Origin of the sequence: Acidovorax sp. Root568 (assembly GCF_001427445.1) — a bacterium.
GTDB lineage: Bacteria > Pseudomonadota > Gammaproteobacteria > Burkholderiales > Burkholderiaceae_C > Acidovorax > Acidovorax delafieldii.
The window spans coordinates 136,818-152,931 of sequence record NZ_LMGP01000018.1 but is presented as its reverse complement, the minus strand read 5'-3'; the positions used below and the strand labels follow the sequence as shown (position 1 = coordinate 152,931).

Genomic DNA, 16,114 nt, shown 5'->3' with positions numbered 1-16,114 from the left:
AACGGCTTACGTAGCGACACTACGAGGCGGGTACTGCACCTCCACCACCTCCAAATGGCGCACTCCGCCCGGCGTGGGTAACTGCACCTCGTCCCCAACGCGCGCTTTCAGCAGCGCCCGGGCCACAGGTGAAATCCAGCTGACCTGACCCATACGGCTGTCGGCCTCGTCGATGCCCATGATGGTGATCGTGCGCTCACCATCCTCGTCGTCGGAGTAGGTGACGGTGGCTCCAAAGAAGACCTGTTCACTGCCCGCATGCAAACTAGGGTCCACCACCTCGGCGATCTCAAGCCGCTTGGTCAAAAAACGAATGCGCCGATCAATTTCGCGCAGGCGCTTCTTGCCATAGAGGTAGTCGCCGTTTTCAGACCGGTCTCCGTTGCTGGCCGCCCAGTGCACCACATCCACGATCTTCGGCCGCTCGCTATCGATGAGATCTAGAAGCTCTGCCCTCAGCCGTGCATAGCCTGAAGGGGTGATGTAGTTTTTGCCACCCGGCGGCAAAGGAGGCAGTGCCAATCCTTCGTCATCATCGGCGTTATCGGTTTCCTTGGTAAAAGCCTTGCTCATTGCCAGAACTCTCCAATCAGCGCAAAGCGCCTGGACAAATGAAAAAGCCTGCAATCTCACGATTGCAGGCTTTAAACATTGGTGCGGCTGGCAGGAATCGAACCCACGACCCCTTGGTTCGTAGCCAAGTACTCTATCCAGCTGAGCTACAGCCGCTAAGCTTTGAATTATAGCATGATTTCTTGGCGACCCTTGAAACTTGCTTTTTTTCTGATTGCCTTCCTGAATCAGGCTACGCAAACAGACAGTCAATTCAACGCAAGCCAAGATTGTAATGCACGATGAAGGCTCCAAAAACAAACTGAGCGATTTGGATCACAAAACACATCGTTTGCCGATACATCCACCCTGCGAGCTAGGGTGGTAGGGCGTGTTGGACTTGAACCAACGACCAAAGGATTATGAGTCCTCTGCTCTAACCAACTGAGCTAACGCCCCCAAGCCATGCTCCAGCGCTATACAACGGGGCAAGCGCCGTATTGTAGGGGCTTACTTGCGGTGGCTGAGCGCGTTGGACACCAGCTTGGAGGTGATGTCCACAATCTGGATCATGCGGTCGTATGGCATGCGCGTAGGACCAATTACGCCCAAAGTCCCCACCACCTTGCCATCAACCTCATAGGGGGAGCTGACGATCGAAAGCTCTTCAAAGGGCACAACCTGGCTCTCGCCACCGATGTAGATGCGCACCCCCTCCGCTTGGCTGGAGATGTCCAGAAGGCGAAGGATTTGTGTCTTCTGCTCAAACAAGTCAAATGCCCTACGCAGGTTGCCCATGTCGCTGGAGAAATCACTGACGGACAGCAGGTTGCGCTCTCCAGAAATCACCACCTCGTCCTGCGCCTCGGACAGTGCCTCTGAGCCTACGTTGACTGCCGCCTGCATAAGCGATGCAATCTCTCCGCGCAATACATCGACCTCGGACTTCAAACGTTCTCGCACCTGCTCCATTGCGAGTCCGGCGTAGTGGGCATTCAGGAAGTTGGAGGCCTCTACCAGTTGCGACTGGGAGTGATCCACCTCGGTGAAGATCACGCGATTCTGTACGTCACCTTCCGGCGACACGATGATCACGAGGAAGCGCTTTTCGGAGAGTCGAAGAAACTCTATGTGGCGAAATACCGAGGTACGCCGAGGTGCCATCACCACTCCAACGAACTGGGAGAGGTTGGACAACAGCTGTGCGGCGTTGGCGATGACTTTTTGCGGCTGTTCAGGTGCCAGCTGGGGCGGCATGACAGACTCCCGCTGCACCGTGAGCATCGTGTCCACAAACAATCGGTATCCACGCGCTGTGGGAATACGGCCAGCGGAGGTATGGGGACTCGCAATCAGCCCCAGCTCTTCCAGGTCCGCCATCACGTTTCGTATCGTGGCAGGCGACAAATCCAACCCGGACGCGCGCGAAAGGGTACGCGACCCTACGGGCTGCCCATCAGCGATGTAACGCTCGACCAGGGCTTTGAGCAACAACTTGGCACGGTCATCGAGCATGGAATGATTTTAATGATGTAATTTCGCGATGACGTCCAATTTCCGCCATGTCGCACTTATAGGCAAGTACCAGACTTCAGCTGCAGGCGCCCCCGGTGATGGCTCTCGCCGGGCTTTGGAGGATATTGCGCATTTCTTGGAGCGCCAGGGATGTGAGGTGGTGCTGGAAGCGGAGACCGCCAGCAATACCGGATTGACACACTACCCTTCCTTGAATGTAGACCAGATCGGTGCACGGTGCGATTTGGGGCTGGTGGTGGGGGGGGATGGAACGATGCTCGGCATTGGCCGACGCTTGGCGCGTTTCGGAACGCCGCTGATCGGCATCAACCAGGGCCGGCTCGGCTTCATCACCGACATTCCCTTCGACACCTATCAGACCACATTGCCACCGATGCTGCGAGGTGCCTACGAAGAAGACCAGCGGCCTTTGATGCACGCAACAGTCGTTCGCGATGAACGTGTGGTGTTCGAAGCCTTGGCCATGAACGATGTGGTGGTCAACCGTGGCGCGACATCGGGCATGGTGGAATTGCGTGTCGAAGTTGGTGGGCAGTTTGTGGCCAATCAAAGGGCCGACGGCCTCATCATTGCTTCCCCCACCGGATCGACCGCATATTCGTTGTCTGCGGGCGGGCCCATGCTTCACCCATCCATCCCGGGCTGGGTGCTGGTTCCTATAGCGCCACATACGCTGTCCAACCGCCCCATCGTGCTCTCCGATGCGACTGAGGTGGCTGTCGAAGTAGTGAGCGGGCGCGATGTCAGCGCGAACTTTGACATGCAGTCCCTTGCGTCCTTGCTGCATGGCGACCGCATCCTCGTCAAACGCTCTGAGCACCGCGTGCGATTTCTACACCCTCAAGGCTGGAACTACTTCGCGACTTTGCGCAAGAAGCTGCGCTGGAACGAAGGGGGCTCATGACCATGGCACTGCGGCGGATAACACTGCGGGATTTTGTGATCGTTCAAACGCTGGAACTTGACTTGCGCAGCGGCTTTACCGTGTTGACTGGTGAAACCGGGGCGGGCAAGTCCATCTTGATTGACGCATTGCAACTGGCACTGGGAGCACGCGCGGATGCCGGGGTAGTACGGGAAGGATGCAGCAAGACCGACATTTGCGCGGAATTCGAATGCCCTGCCCATGCCCGCCCATGGCTGGAAGAAGCCGGGTTTGAAACCGATGACTGGCTGCTACTGCGCCGTACCGTCGACACACAGGGCAAGAGCCGCGGTTGGATCAATGGGACACCAGCGACAGCTTCACAGTTACGTGCCTTGAGCGAGATGCTTCTCGACATCCACGGTCAGCACGCATGGCAAAGCCTGACCCGCCCAGAGTCGGTGCGCGGCTTGCTGGACGCTTTTGCCGGTGTGAATACCCGCGATACAGCATCGCGTTGGACGCAATGGCGCGCTGACCTCAAGGCATTGCAGCAGGCACGCGCAGCACAGGCAACGCTTCAGCAAGAGCGCGAGCGCCTGCAGTGGCAAATCAGCGAAGTGGACAAGCTCGCGCCAGGCGACCTGGAGTGGGAGGATCTTGACGCGCAACACAAGCGCCTATCGCACGCGCAGGCGTTGCTGGATGGGGCCCATGGAGCGCTTCAAGCTTTGCAAGAAGACGACGCGGGAGCCGTTTCCGCACTGACCCACGCACATTCGCTGCTTCAGGCGCAAGAACACATTGAGCCAGAGTTCGCCAATCTGGCCGATATCCTGGCGTCGAGTCTGGCGCAGACGACAGACGTGGTGCATTCTCTGCACACCTATTTACGCCATGCGGACATTGACCCCCAACGTTTGGCAGAACTGGACGAACGCATGTCCTTGTGGATGGGACTGGCTCGCAGGTACAAACGCCCTCCTGCAGAACTACCCGCTCTGCTCAAGGACTGGAAAGCATCCATGCGCCAGCTTGATGCCGCCACCGATCTGGAAAAGCTGCAGGCCAACGAATCCGCCAGCGCCAAGGCGTACCATGCGGCGGCGCGCGCACTGTCTCTGGCTCGCGCCAAAGCAGCACCAAAGCTCTCCGTGTCCATCTCTCAGGCCATGCAAGGTCTTGGGATGGAGGGCGGCAAATTCGAGGTGTCAGTGACGAAGGCGTCGGACCCCTCTCCCGACGGGATCGATGATGTCGTGTTTTTGGTTGCGGGACACCCCGGCATGACCCCCAAGGCGGTCGGCAAAGTCGCCTCCGGCGGGGAGTTGTCCCGCATTTCGCTGGCGATCGCAGTCACAACCAGTGAATTGGGCTCAGCCCCCACACTCATTTTTGACGAGGTGGACTCCGGCGTGGGTGGCGCAGTCGCCGAAACCGTGGGACGTTTGATGCAGCAGCTGGGACGCGACCGCCAAGTGCTGGCAGTAACTCACCTGCCCCAAGTAGCAGCATGTGCGCATCACCACCTCAAGGTGGCAAAAAACAAAAGCGCTCAAGGCACAACCAGCACCGTGCTGGTTGTGCAGCAAGACGAGCGTGTGGCAGAAATCGCCCGCATGCTGGGTGGGGAGCGCGCTACCGAGACCACGCTGGCGCACGCGCGCGAAATGCTGGGTACTGCGGCACCTGAGTTGGTCGCGGCGCCTACCCCACCCGCTCCCTCATCTAACGCCGCTAGGAAACGCTGATGGCCCTTGAAATTGTTGTCATCACGGGCATGTCGGGATCTGGAAAATCCGTCGCCTTGCACGCACTGGAAGATGCTGGCTACTACTGCGTAGACAACCTGCCGCCGGAGCTACTGCCAGCCTTCGTAGCGCTCGAACACAAACACCATGGCAACCGCGTAGCCATTGCAGTGGATGTCCGCAGCGCAACGTCCTTGCATCAAGTGCCTCAAGAGTTGAGCCGTTTGCGCAGTCAGGGCGTGGCCGTCAAATCCCTTTTTCTGGATGCCACGATTGATACTCTGGTGCGGCGTTTCTCCGAGACGCGCCGCCGCCATCCCCTGTCGCACGACGACCTCCAGCAAGGACGCAGGGCCTTAGTTCAAATCATTGAGCTGGAGCGTGAGTTGCTGGCTGAACTGCGCGAACAGTCACACGTGATCGACACCAGCACCATCCGCGCCTCCCAGTTGCAAAGTTATGTCAAAGGCCTGATGTCCACGGCGCAAGGGCAATTGACCTTGGTTTTCCAGTCATTTGCTTTCAAACGCGGTATTCCCATGGATGCCGACTACGTCTTCGACGTCCGCATGCTGCCCAACCCACACTATGAGATCGCGCTCCGGGACCTCACAGGACTGGACCAGCCGGTGGCTGACTTTCTGGACCTGCAACCCGAGGTAGACCTGATGCGGGCCCACATTGAAAAATTTCTAGCGCACTGGCTGGACATGCTGGATCGCAATCACCGAAGCTACGTCACTGTAGCCATCGGCTGCACCGGCGGACAACACCGCTCTGTCTATCTGGTGGAGAAACTGGCGCAAGCGTTCAGCGACCGATGGACTGCATTGAAGCGGCATCGTGAACTGGATGGGCGCTGACCATTGCCTTCACAAGCGAGCTCTTGGAGCCAAACCCCTTGGGAACAAGTTGTAGAGCTTGGCGCCAACGAAACGAGACGAGCCCCCCCGCGACTGAGAGAGCGCTCCCGTTTGAATTCACCATAGCGAAGATTGCGTAGTGTCCAGCAACTTACGGATGGGCGCCGGCAACCCCACCAAGGACCACTGATCTGGCCCCAGCCACTCTCCGCCCTCCACGGTAGGCACCATTCCGTCGGTCTGTATCACCAAGGGGTGAAGATGCAAGTCCCGGTGCGTGAGGACATGCACAAATGGCTGCAACTCTTGCTGCGCATACTGCCCATCGCTACCCAAAGCACTCACAAAAATATCCCGCGACTCCAGGTCAGCGAACACGGGCACGCAGTGCATTCCCGCCCAGATCCCAGTGGGTGGGCGGCGTTGCAGCCAGATGCGCCCCTCGCCATCGCGCAGGATCACCAATTGCCAGGATTCAGCCCGGCGTGACAGTTTGCGGGTTCTGACGGGATAGCGTTCAGGCCCCCCCTCCTTGAAAGCTGCGCAATCGCCCATCAAAGGGCAATCGGAGCATTTTGGAGAGCGGGGTGTGCACAGGGACGCCCCCAAGTCCATCAGGCCCTGGGTGTAACGGGGCATCGCCACATCAAGATCGCGCACTGGCAACAGCGCATCGGCATGCTCCCATAGAAGGCGTTCGTTTTTGGCAGAAGCCATATCTTGGCCAAAGCCCAGCAGGCGCGTGAGCACCCTCCGCACGTTGGCATCCAGAATGGGCACGCGCTCTGAAAAACAAAACGCGGCAATGGCGCCTGCGGTTGAACGCCCAATGCCCGGCAAAGACGCCAACAGCGACGCCGTTCGCGGGAAGGCGCCACCATGGTCGGTCATGATCTGCTGAGCGCAGCGATGGAGATTGCGTGCACGACTGTAGTAGCCCAAACCACTCCACAAGCCCAGGACCTCATCTTGAGGGGCTGCCGCCAGGGCGCTCACATCAGGAAATCGGCCCAGAAAGCGGGCGTAGTAGTCCAGCACAGTAGTGACCTGAGTCTGCTGCAACATGATCTCCGACAACCAAACCCGGTATGGATCGCGGGTCTGTTGCCAGGGCAGATGGTTGCGCCCATGTACAGCTTGCCAAGCGACTACCCGCGCGGCCACACCCTCCCGGGATTCAGCACTCATGCGGAAACCGGATGCGCGTCAGTCAATGCCGGTGCAGCCCCTGGCAGAGCCACCAACTTGGAAGTCAGCTCATGCAACTTGTTCTCCAACTGGCCGAGTTCCTCCTCGCCAGCCTCGATCTCCGAGATGCGCTCCACCAAGCCGCTGGCAGCCTGTTGTATGCGGTCTACGGCCTCCATGCGGCGAGCAAAGCTGCGACGCCGTTCTCGCAGCTGTGCGTCCAATTGCGCAGTGGCTGATTTGCTCCACAGTTCCAGATCATTGGCCGCTGACTCGTACACCGTGCGCAAACGCATGGCCAGCGCGCGCACCAGGCGCTCCGCAAACTCGGGTTGCGCCAACTTGAGAGCATTGCCCATACCCAGGTACTGCAAATGACTCTGCTCGATCTGGTACAGGTCTTGCGCAAAGTGTTCAAGCTGCGGCGGCGTGGGCACCTGCAAAGAAAACCCGAACTCTGCATTGAGCTGCCTGAAGGTCCCGCTGAGCATGGCCTGAATCTCGGTACCAGAGGCTTGCGCCTTGTCCAAGGTGCCGCGCAGTTTGTCAAAGGTCTGGACGTATATTTTCTTCACGCCCAGCTTGAGCCCCTTTTGCTGCAATGTCTGGGCCAGCTCGGCCAGCTCTGCTTTGAGCGCCTTGGCGCCCAACTGCTGAAAAACGTCACGCAGCAACTTGAGGTGAACCGCACGCACCGCCTGGATCTTGGCAGTGCTGAGATCAAACTCACGCTGCTCCTGCTCAATGCGATGGCGCATGGATTCGATCACCGATGCGTTCTTGCCCCGGAGACTGCGCAACTCGGCCATTTGGTCATCGAGGTCGCGGCGTCGGATATTGATGACCCGCGACGTTTCCGTACGCAGGCTCGCCACCCCTGCCGCTACCGCAGCGCGCAGTATGGACTGACGTCTGCCCATGATGCCTTTGGCAAGGGCCTCTTCCAACGCTGGCAGTCCACTGGTTTCCAGCAAAACGTCGTCCGCAGTGATCTTGGCCACCAAGCCTTTTTGCGCAGACACAGGCACCACACGGTCCAGAGACACGCCGAGCATCTCGGCGGAAGTCGCGCACTGGCGCTCCATCTGCGCCTGGACCTGCTCGGCGGTGTTGAGCGTATCCCAGAGGGTGTCGATCTTGTTCAGCACCACCAAACGCGCTTCCATGCTCTCGGGCGAGATGGCCAGGTGCTCGCGCCAGATCGACAGGTCAGAGCGCGTCACGCCGGTGTCCGCACTCAGGATGAACACAACTGCATGCGCCTGGGGGATGAGGTTGACCGTCAGCTCGGGCTCTGCACCCACTGCGTTCAGGCCAGGCGTATCCAGAATCACCAAACCCTGCTTCAAGAGCGGATGGGGAATATTGATGATGGCGTGGCGCCACATGGGCACCTCTACCAAGCCCTGCGCGTCCGGCACAGGGTTTTCATCTGTCAGATCGTCATGCCAGAAACCCAGCGCACGCGCATTGTCCAGACTGACCTTGCGAACCTCGGCCACTTTTTCCAGTGCTTTGGCAATCTGGTCAGCGTTGCCAACATCCAGCGGGATCTCCTGCCAACGGTCGGTTTTGACCCGCCACTCCGCCAGGCTCTGCATCTGAAGTCGAGTCTCAATGGGCAATAGCCGCAAGCTGGGTGCAACATTCGCGTCGTACCCCAGTTCGGTGGGGCACATGGTCGTGCGGCCCGCACTGGCAGGCATGATGCGGCGACCATAGTCAGCAAAAAAGATCGCGTTGATCAGTTCGGATTTTCCACGCGAAAACTCCGCCACAAACGCCACCATGACCTTGTCGCTGCGTACCTGCTCTTCCAGCCGCTGCAGGCGCTCTTGCACTGCTGCATCCATCAGGTCGTGCGTGGCCATCCAATCGGCCAGCCGCTTGAGCTGCTGGGCGAACTCCCGTCGCCAGACGCCATGCTGGTCAAACTGTTCGTTGAATGAAGGTCCCACTTTGCTCCCAGAGATCTATGGATGGCCCGCGAGGCAGGTATATACAAAATATAGCATCGACCGTCCGCCAGCTGTCACAAACCGTCCATCGGACGGCAGCATCTATGGGCGCTGGCACTGGCGGCAGAAGTAAGTGCTTCTCTGTCCCTGGCGAATCAGCTCGATGGCTGTACCGCATACATGGCAAGGCTGACCATCGCGGCCATACACGTTCGCGGCCGTCTGAAAGTGGCCAGCCATTCCTTCGGCATTCGAAAAATCGCGCAGCGTGCTACCGCCCATCTCCACAGCGCGGGCCAGCACCGAGCGAATGGCCTGATGCAGCTTATGTACTCGTGCCGGACCAATGCGTGATGCAACGGTAGTAGGACGGATGCCAGACAAAAAAAGCACCTCAGAGGCGTAGATATTCCCGACCCCCACGACCACGCGCCCCGCCAGAAGCAACTGTTTGATAGGCATCCGGCTTTTCTTGAGTCCTGCCTGAAAAGTCGGAAGTAGAAACTCCTCAGACAAGGGCTCCATACCTAAGCCGCCCAGCAATTTGGCGGCTACCGGCGAGTTCTCTGATGGCGCATAGACCACCGCGCCAAATCGTCGCGGGTCATGCAGGCGCAGCGTGCCCCGGTCGGTGACAAGGTCAAAGTGGTCATGCACCCCCGCTTCTGGCATGTCTGAAGCAAAACGCAGGCTACCCGACATCCCCAAATGCAGAAGCAGAACGCCTTGGTTCATATCGAGCAACAGATACTTGCCCCGCCGGCGCAATCCGACCACTTGTTGGCCTCCCAGCAACTGGGGGTCACAACCCAGAGGCCACCGCAGGGGCTTGCCCATCATCACAGCCTCGATCCGGGCTCCAGCGATCGCGGTAGCAAAACTGCGCCGCGTCACTTCCACTTCAGGCAACTCAGGCATACAAACAACCGGGCAACGGCTTAACAGGCATGGATTATTATGGCCCGATGGTGTTATCCCACAGCTTTCGTACCGTCGCCTTGGTCACCGTGATTGCGGCGTCCGCCCACTCAGCTTGGGCCCAAAAGCCCGCCGGCGAAAACCGCCCCCCGAGCGAGCCCCCTCCGGTAGAGTCCAACCCCGCGTTGGACGCAGAGCTGTTCTACGAAATCTTTCTGGGCGAGATCAGTGCACGAACCGGGGACCCAGGCGCAGGCTACGCGTTCATGCTGGAGGCTGCGCGCCGAAGCGCTGACGGGCAGCTCTACCAAAGGGCTGCAGACATTGCCTTGCAATCACGATCAGGCGAATACGCCCTGGCTGCAGCCCGAGCCTGGAAGGAAGCCCTGCCCCAGTCGCGCGAGGCCAATCAATATGTGCTGCAGATCCTGATCGCATTGAACCGCATCGCCGAAACACCGGACTTGCTGCGCCAGGAACTTGCACAAGCCTCTCCTAGGACCAAGGCGTCAACGCTGGCATCTTTGCCACAACTGTATGGACGCGCAAGTGACAAAGCGCTGGCCGCCAAGGTGGTGGAACAGGCCCTGGTCAATGAACTCACCAACCCTGCCACCGGACCCGAGGCCTGGGTGTCGCTGGGTCGATTGAGGCTTGCAGCGGGCGACAAGGCCGGTGCGCTCGACGCAGCACGCAGGGCCCAGGGCCTGGACAATGCCAGCGAAAGCGCGGCCCGGCTGGCGCTGGAGCTGATGGACGAAGGCCTGCTGGACGCAGAGCCCATCGTGACGCAAACGCTGTCCAGACAACCCATCCCGGACCTGCGCATGGCGTATGCCAGGGTATTGCTGGGCCTTCAGCGCTATCCAGAGGCCAGTCGCCAGCTGGAGACGGTCACCAAGGAAAAGCCTGACCTGGCAGAGGCATGGTTGGTGGCCGCCACCTTGCAGTACCAGGACAACCGCCTGCCTGCCGCAGAGGCATCGCTGCAACGGTTCATGGAACTGGCATCTGCAGCTGGTGACACCGACCTGCGGCAAAAGAGCCTCACGCAAGCGTACCTGCTGCACGCGCAGATTGCCGAGAAAAAGAAAGACTTTGCGGGCGCAGAAGCGTGGCTCGCACGGATCGACAACGCAGAAGAAGTCTTTGGTGCGCAGACGCGCCGCGCATCATTGCTGGCACGCCAGGGCAAGCTCGCCCAGGCGCGGGCCTTGTTGCGCAACCTGCCAGGCAATTCAGCAGACAGCCAACGCATGAAGCTGATGGCCGAAGTGCAGCTGTTACGCGACCAGCGCCTGTACCAGGAAGCCTACAAGGTACAAGTCGAACTGGTGGCCCTGGCCCCGGACGACGCCGAACTGGTCTATGACCAGGCCATGCTGGCAGAAAAGGCGGGCCAGCCAGACACGATGGAGAAGCTGTTGCGTCAGGTGATCGCACGCCAGCCAGAGTACCACCACGCCTACAACGCCCTTGGCTATTCGCTCGCAGACCGCGGAGTGCGGCTGGCCGAGGCCAAACAGCTCATCCTGAAGGCATTGGAATTCGCCCCCAACGATCCCTTCATCATGGACAGCCTTGGCTGGGTGGAGTTTCGCCTGGGCAACAAGGCAGACGCCCGCAAACACCTCGAAGTAGCCTTCAAGGCACGGCCTGATGTGGAGATTGCTGCACATCTGGGTGAGGTGCTCTGGAGCATGGGCGACAGGGACGGTGCAACACGCGTCTGGAAAGAAGGTCAGCGTGCCAGTCCTGACAATGACACCCTCAAAGAGACCCTGCAACGCCTCGGGGCCTCCCTCTGATGCAAGGCCTTTTCAGCGCTACTTCAAACAGTCGGCTACGGACTCTTCCTCACCGGTGGGCATGGTGGCTGGTGTTGTGGGCGCTGTGGCTCGCAGGTTGTGCGCAGCCAATGGCCACAGCCCCCATGGATGAAGACAGCTGGAGTGGGCGCATTGCCTTGCAGATCGACGGGCAGGCCTCGCAGTCTTTTTCTGCCATGTTCGAGCTGCGCGGCACCGCCCAGGCGGGTGGACTCGTTTTGCTCAGCCCCTTTGGCAATCGCATTGCGCAACTCGACTGGAAAGATGGTCACGCGCAGCTGCTTAGCGGTCAGGACACCCGTACCTCTGATTCCCTGGACACGCTGCTCCAGGACGTGACCGGCACTCGCATTCCCGTGACCGCCTTGTTCAGCTGGCTCAAGGGCACCCAGGCCAGTGCGACGGGGTGGCAAGCAGACCTTACCGGCATTGCAGACGGGCGGCTGACGGCACGCCGCAGCGACCCGCAGCCTACCGCCACGCTGCGCATTGCGCTGACTCCCTGACGGCCTGCAAACTGCTGCGGCCAGCAGAGCCGTTCGCACAGCAAAACCTCGCTCCCCACTCTTTCGCCCCATGCAAGCCTTGTATGACGTGCCAGCCCCGGCCAAGCTCAATCTTTTTTTGCACATCACCGGACGGCGTGCTGACGGCTATCACCTGCTGCAGTCCGTGTTCATGCTTGTGGACTGGTGCGACACCCTGCACTTCCAACGCCGCACGGATGGATTGATTTCGCGGGAAGACCTGTCCACAGCGCTGCCCGAAGTGGACCTCTCGGTCCGCGCTGCACGTGCACTGCAGGCTGCAACGGGCTGCAGCGAGGGCGCTCACATTGGCGTTCTGAAACGCGTGCCGGCACAGGCAGGCATGGGAGGCGGCTCTTCAGATGCCGCCACCACGCTGCTGGCTTTGAACCGGCTGTGGGGGCTGAACCTGCCAAGACACGCATTGGCAAAGATCGGTTTGCAGCTGGGCGCTGACGTTCCGTTTTTTTTATGCGGCCACAACGCTTGGGTGGAGGGAATTGGTGAGACAATCACGCCGCTTGAGAAAGTGCACCAGCTACCGCAAGCGAGCTTTGTGATCGTGAAGCCCGCAGCAGGTTTGGAGACAAAAGAAATTTTTTCGTCACCAAGTTTGAAACGCGATTCAGATAGTGCTACAATCTTAGGCTTTGCTGCAGCACACTTTGACTTCGGTCGAAACGACTTGCAGCCAGTTGCTCAGGCTCTTTGCCCCGATGTTTTTCAAGCCATTGAATGGCTCAAAGATCGCGGCCTCAAAGGCAGAATGACAGGCTCAGGCAGTGCGGTGTTTGCGCAACTATCACACGCAGTTGACTTGAACGGAGCCCCCGAGGGCTGGCAAGTGAAGGCATGTGAAAATCTGATGATTCATCCTCTGGCAGGTTGGGCATCAGGAGAAATTTAAGGTTGGTTGCCCTCGGCAATTGACCTGTGTAGGGGAGTCGCCAAGCTGGTTAAGGCACCGGATTTTGATTCCGGCATGCGAAGGTTCGAATCCTTCTTCCCCTGCCAAACGCTTTCCGCGTACGGGCTTTTATTTCAGACTGCTGGGACGCTCATGCAAGCCAACCACCCCGACTTCATGGTTTTCACCGGCAATGCCAATCCTGGCATGGCAGCTGAAATTGCCCAACACCTCGGCACCACCCTCGGTGCGGCTGACGTGGGTCGCTTCTCTGACGGTGAAGTCACCGTCGAAATCAAACAAAACGTGCGCGCACGTGATGTTTTCGTGGTGCAGTCCACCTGCGCACCCACCAACGAAAACCTCATGGAACTGCTGATCATGGTCGATGCGCTCAAGCGCGCGTCGGCTGAGCGGATCAGCGCCGTGATTCCTTATTTCGGTTACGCCCGCCAGGACCGCCGCCCCCGCTCTACCCGTGTGCCCATCACGGCCAAGGTGGTGGCCAACATGCTGCAAGCCGTGGGCGTGGCCCGCGTGCTGACCATGGACCTGCACGCTGACCAGATCCAGGGCTTCTTCGATATTCCCGTGGACAACATCTATGCGTCGCCGGTGCTGCTGGGCGACCTGCGCCAGAAGAACTACGAAGATCTGATCGTCGTCTCCCCCGACGTGGGCGGCGTGGTGCGCGCACGTGCCCTGGCCAAGCAACTGAACTGCGATCTGGCCATCATCGACAAGCGCCGTCCTAAGGCCAATGTGTCGGAAGTGATGCACGTGATCGGCGAGATCGAAGGCCGCAACTGCGTGATCATGGACGACATGATCGACACCGCCGGCACGCTGGTGAAGGCTGCCGAAGTGCTCAAGGAGCGCGGTGCCAAGAAGGTGTACGCCTACTGCACGCACCCCATTTTCTCGGGTCCTGCCATCGAACGCATCGCCAAGGGCACAGCCCTCGATGAAGTCGTGGTGACCAACACCATCCCGCTGAGCGACAACGCCAAGGGATGTTCCAAGATTCGCCAACTCTCCGTGGCCCCGCTGATCGCCGAAACGATCCAGCGCATTGCCAAGGGTGAGTCGGTCATGAGTCTGTTCTCGGACCAGGACAACCTGTTCTGACACGCTCCCCCGGGAGCGTTGCAGTCGGATTGCACGCAGGCCTCCTTCGGGAGGCTTGTCTGTTCGAGAGCAATGCGCAGGCCTGCCGCCATGAAGGCGTCACAGGTCTTTTTTAATCGGGGTACGACTGGTCGCGGTCCACCCTTTTCAGGAGCTAACTATGAACTTCGTCGCTTTTGAGCGCGCCAAGCAGGGTACGGGTGCGAGCCGCCGTCTGCGTAATTCGGGCAAGACGCCTGGCATCGTGTACGGTGGTGCTACCGAGCCACAACTGATCGAGGTGGACCACAACGCACTGTGGCACGCCCTCAAGAAGGAAGCGTTCCACTCCAGCGTGCTGGACATGGAAGTGGCTGGCGCCACGTCCAAGGTTGTGCTGCGTGACGTGCAATACCACCCCTACAAGCAACTGGTGCTGCACATCGACTTCCAGCGCGTGGACGACAAGACCAAGCTGCACCTGAAGGTGCCACTGCACTACAGCGGTGCAGAAGAGTCCAACGCCGTCAAGGTGGACAAGTGCATGGTCAACCCGATCGTGAACGAACTGGACGTGACCTGCATGCCTTCGGACCTGCCCGAATTCATCGCTGTGGACCTGTCCAAGCTGGAAAAGGGTGCTTCCCTGCACCTGAAGGACATCAAGCTGCCCAAGGGCGTGGTGGCCAAGGTCCGTGGTGGCCAGAACAACAACCCCGTGCTGGTGTCCGTGGTGCCTCCAGTCGTGGTCGTCGAGACCCCTGCTGAAGCCGCTCCTGCTGCCGATGCCAAGGGCAAGGGCAAGGGCAAGAAGTAATTCGCCGGTCAACGACCTCGATCACTTCACCCGGTCAACCCGCTTTGCGGTGTTGACCACGAATCGGCCCACCTTGCGTGGGCCGTTTTCATTGGTGTGGCGCACTTTGCACGCCGCACCTCTCTCTCGCCGACTGCATCCTCAGGCAGCGGCAGCAATGCCGACGGCCTTTCCACACCCCAGCCACCGATAATCCCGCACATGATCAAGCTGTTTGTAGGCCTGGGAAACCCCGGGCCAGACTACGAGGACACGCGGCACAACGCCGGCTTCTGGTGGATTGATGCCCTGGCGCGCGAACTCAAGACCACGCTGGTGCCAGAGCGCAGTTACCACGGCCTGGTGGCACGCACCACGGTGCACGGCCAGAACGTGTGGCTGCTGGAGCCGCAGACCTTCATGAACCTCTCGGGCAAGTCGGTGGCTTCGCTGGCGCGCTTTTTCAAGATCCTGCCCGAGGAAATCCTGGTGGTGCACGACGAACTGGACATTGCACCGGGCCAGGTCAAGCTCAAGCGCGGCGGCAGCCATGCCGGACACAACGGCCTGCGTGACATCCACGGACAGCTGGGCTCGCCGGACTACTGGCGCCTGCGCATCGGCATCGGCCATCCGGGCGTCAAAAGCGAAGTCGCCAACTGGGTGCTCAAGAAGCCGTCGCCAGACCAGCGCACGCTGATCGAGGACAGCATCGCCCACTCGCTCAAGGCCTACCCCGCTCTGTTGGCGGGGGACATGGAAAAGGCCACGCTGCTCATCCACACCACCAAACCGCCCCGCCCCAAGCCCCCTCGGCCCGTGGAGGACTGAGGGGCCACCAGTCCATCCAGCCGTTGCGCTGTGGATATTGCTATTTATTCAATAGCGCCCAAGGCATGACCTACTAGCGCAAGCGGTCGATTTGGTTCAAATTACGTCGGTGTGGCCGCCTGCAGCCGCTGGAACTTCTGCCACAGGGTTTCGCGGCTTTCCACGTGCTGCGGGTTCACGGGAATGCAGGCCACAGGGCAGACCTGCACACACTGGGGCTCGTCGAAATGCCCTACACATTCTGTGCACTTGTTCGGGTCGATTTCGTAGATCTCCTGCCCCAGGTAGATCGCCTGGTTGGGGCATTCGGGCTCGCACACATCGCAGTTGATGCACTCGTCCGTGATCATCAGCGCCATACAGCCTCCCAGTGCACAGGGCCAAAAACAGGGGCAACGGAGCGAGCGGCGCAGTTCATGCTCCGTATTATCCCGCGCCGGTGGCATGTGCCTTGCGTGCCACACTGCAACCCACCACCGCTGACGG

General features: G+C 59.8%; 15 protein-coding genes and 3 tRNA genes. 10 read left to right on the top strand and 8 right to left on the bottom strand.

The window, feature by feature from the left end:
• Positions 1-6 precede the first annotated feature (6 nt).
• The 4 genes from greB to hrcA all read right to left on the bottom strand — a co-directional run bounded on the left by greB (position 7) and on the right by hrcA (position 2,067).
• Positions 7-573: a transcription elongation factor GreB gene (greB, locus tag ASD75_RS18575; RefSeq protein ID WP_056060541.1), complete on the bottom strand. Its 567-nt coding sequence runs from the start codon at positions 571-573 to the stop codon at positions 7-9.
• A gap of 79 nt (positions 574-652) precedes the next feature.
• A tRNA-Arg gene (locus tag ASD75_RS18570) sits at positions 653-729 on the bottom strand.
• 205 nt (positions 730-934) lie between these two features.
• Positions 935-1,011, bottom strand: a tRNA-Ile gene (locus ASD75_RS18565).
• A gap of 51 nt (positions 1,012-1,062) precedes the next feature.
• Positions 1,063-2,067, bottom strand: a complete 1,005-nt coding sequence (hrcA, locus tag ASD75_RS18560; RefSeq protein WP_056060538.1) for a heat-inducible transcriptional repressor HrcA — start codon at positions 2,065-2,067, stop codon at positions 1,063-1,065.
• Between the two features lie 28 nt (positions 2,068-2,095).
• Between hrcA and ASD75_RS18555 the strand changes: the two genes are divergently transcribed.
• From ASD75_RS18555 to rapZ, 3 genes are read left to right on the top strand one after another with little or no spacing between them, the layout of a single operon-like run.
• Positions 2,096-2,992 carry an NAD kinase gene (locus tag ASD75_RS18555; RefSeq protein WP_056060503.1) on the top strand — a complete coding sequence of 299 codons (897 nt, stop codon included), beginning with the start codon at positions 2,096-2,098 and terminating at the stop codon, positions 2,990-2,992.
• Positions 2,993-2,994: 2 nt separating this feature from the next.
• Positions 2,995-4,704 carry a DNA repair protein RecN gene (gene recN / locus ASD75_RS18550; RefSeq protein ID WP_056747711.1) on the top strand — a complete coding sequence of 570 codons (1,710 nt, stop codon included), beginning with the start codon at positions 2,995-2,997 and terminating at the stop codon, positions 4,702-4,704.
• The gene (gene rapZ / locus ASD75_RS18545) at positions 4,704-5,567 is read left to right on the top strand and encodes an RNase adapter RapZ (protein WP_056060499.1); all 864 of its coding nucleotides are present in this window, start codon (positions 4,704-4,706) and stop codon (positions 5,565-5,567) included. Before recN ends, rapZ begins: the two co-directional genes overlap by 1 nt.
• Positions 5,568-5,684: 117 nt before the next feature.
• On the opposite strand, the gene mutY is transcribed toward rapZ, so the two are convergent.
• The 3 genes from mutY to mutM all read right to left on the bottom strand — a co-directional run bounded on the left by mutY (position 5,685) and on the right by mutM (position 9,631).
• The gene (mutY, locus tag ASD75_RS18540; protein ID WP_056747318.1) at positions 5,685-6,755 is read right to left on the bottom strand and encodes an A/G-specific adenine glycosylase; all 1,071 of its coding nucleotides are present in this window, start codon (positions 6,753-6,755) and stop codon (positions 5,685-5,687) included.
• Complete coding sequence (locus ASD75_RS18535; RefSeq protein ID WP_056747317.1) at positions 6,752-8,713, bottom strand: dynamin family protein; 1,962 nt, start codon at positions 8,711-8,713, stop codon at positions 6,752-6,754. Before ASD75_RS18535 ends, mutY begins: the two co-directional genes overlap by 4 nt.
• Before the next feature lie 102 nt (positions 8,714-8,815).
• Positions 8,816-9,631 (bottom strand): bifunctional DNA-formamidopyrimidine glycosylase/DNA-(apurinic or apyrimidinic site) lyase, encoded by an 816-nt coding sequence (gene mutM, locus ASD75_RS18530; protein WP_056747316.1) that lies wholly within the window; start codon positions 9,629-9,631, stop codon positions 8,816-8,818.
• A 29-nt stretch (positions 9,632-9,660) separates the two neighbouring features.
• On the opposite strand from mutM, the gene ASD75_RS18525 reads away from it, so the two are divergent.
• From ASD75_RS18525 to pth, 7 genes are all read left to right on the top strand, one after another.
• A complete protein-coding gene (locus tag ASD75_RS18525; RefSeq protein WP_056747315.1) occupies positions 9,661-11,439 on the top strand; it encodes a tetratricopeptide repeat protein in 1,779 nt (592 codons plus the stop codon).
• 125 nt (positions 11,440-11,564) lie between these two features.
• Positions 11,565-11,966, top strand: coding sequence for a lipoprotein insertase outer membrane protein LolB (locus ASD75_RS18520; RefSeq protein WP_099732208.1), 402 nt, complete (start codon positions 11,565-11,567; stop codon positions 11,964-11,966).
• 70 nt (positions 11,967-12,036) lie between these two features.
• On the top strand, positions 12,037-12,894 hold the full coding sequence (ispE, locus tag ASD75_RS18515) for a 4-(cytidine 5'-diphospho)-2-C-methyl-D-erythritol kinase (RefSeq protein WP_056747314.1): 858 nt from the start codon (positions 12,037-12,039) through the stop codon (positions 12,892-12,894).
• Positions 12,895-12,924: 30 nt separating this feature from the next.
• Positions 12,925-13,001 (top strand) — tRNA-Gln (locus ASD75_RS18510).
• Positions 13,002-13,047: 46 nt separating this feature from the next.
• Positions 13,048-14,022 (top strand): ribose-phosphate pyrophosphokinase, encoded by a 975-nt coding sequence (locus tag ASD75_RS18505; RefSeq protein WP_056060480.1) that lies wholly within the window; start codon positions 13,048-13,050, stop codon positions 14,020-14,022.
• A gap of 160 nt (positions 14,023-14,182) precedes the next feature.
• Complete coding sequence (locus ASD75_RS18500) at positions 14,183-14,818, top strand: 50S ribosomal protein L25/general stress protein Ctc (RefSeq protein WP_056060476.1); 636 nt, start codon at positions 14,183-14,185, stop codon at positions 14,816-14,818.
• 201 nt (positions 14,819-15,019) lie between these two features.
• Positions 15,020-15,628: an aminoacyl-tRNA hydrolase gene (gene pth / locus ASD75_RS18495; protein ID WP_056747313.1), complete on the top strand. Its 609-nt coding sequence runs from the start codon at positions 15,020-15,022 to the stop codon at positions 15,626-15,628.
• Between the two features lie 101 nt (positions 15,629-15,729).
• Here pth and ASD75_RS18490 read toward each other — a convergent pair whose 3' ends face one another.
• Positions 15,730-15,987: a YfhL family 4Fe-4S dicluster ferredoxin gene (locus ASD75_RS18490; protein ID WP_056747312.1), complete on the bottom strand. Its 258-nt coding sequence runs from the start codon at positions 15,985-15,987 to the stop codon at positions 15,730-15,732.
• Positions 15,988-16,114: the final 127 nt, after the last annotated feature.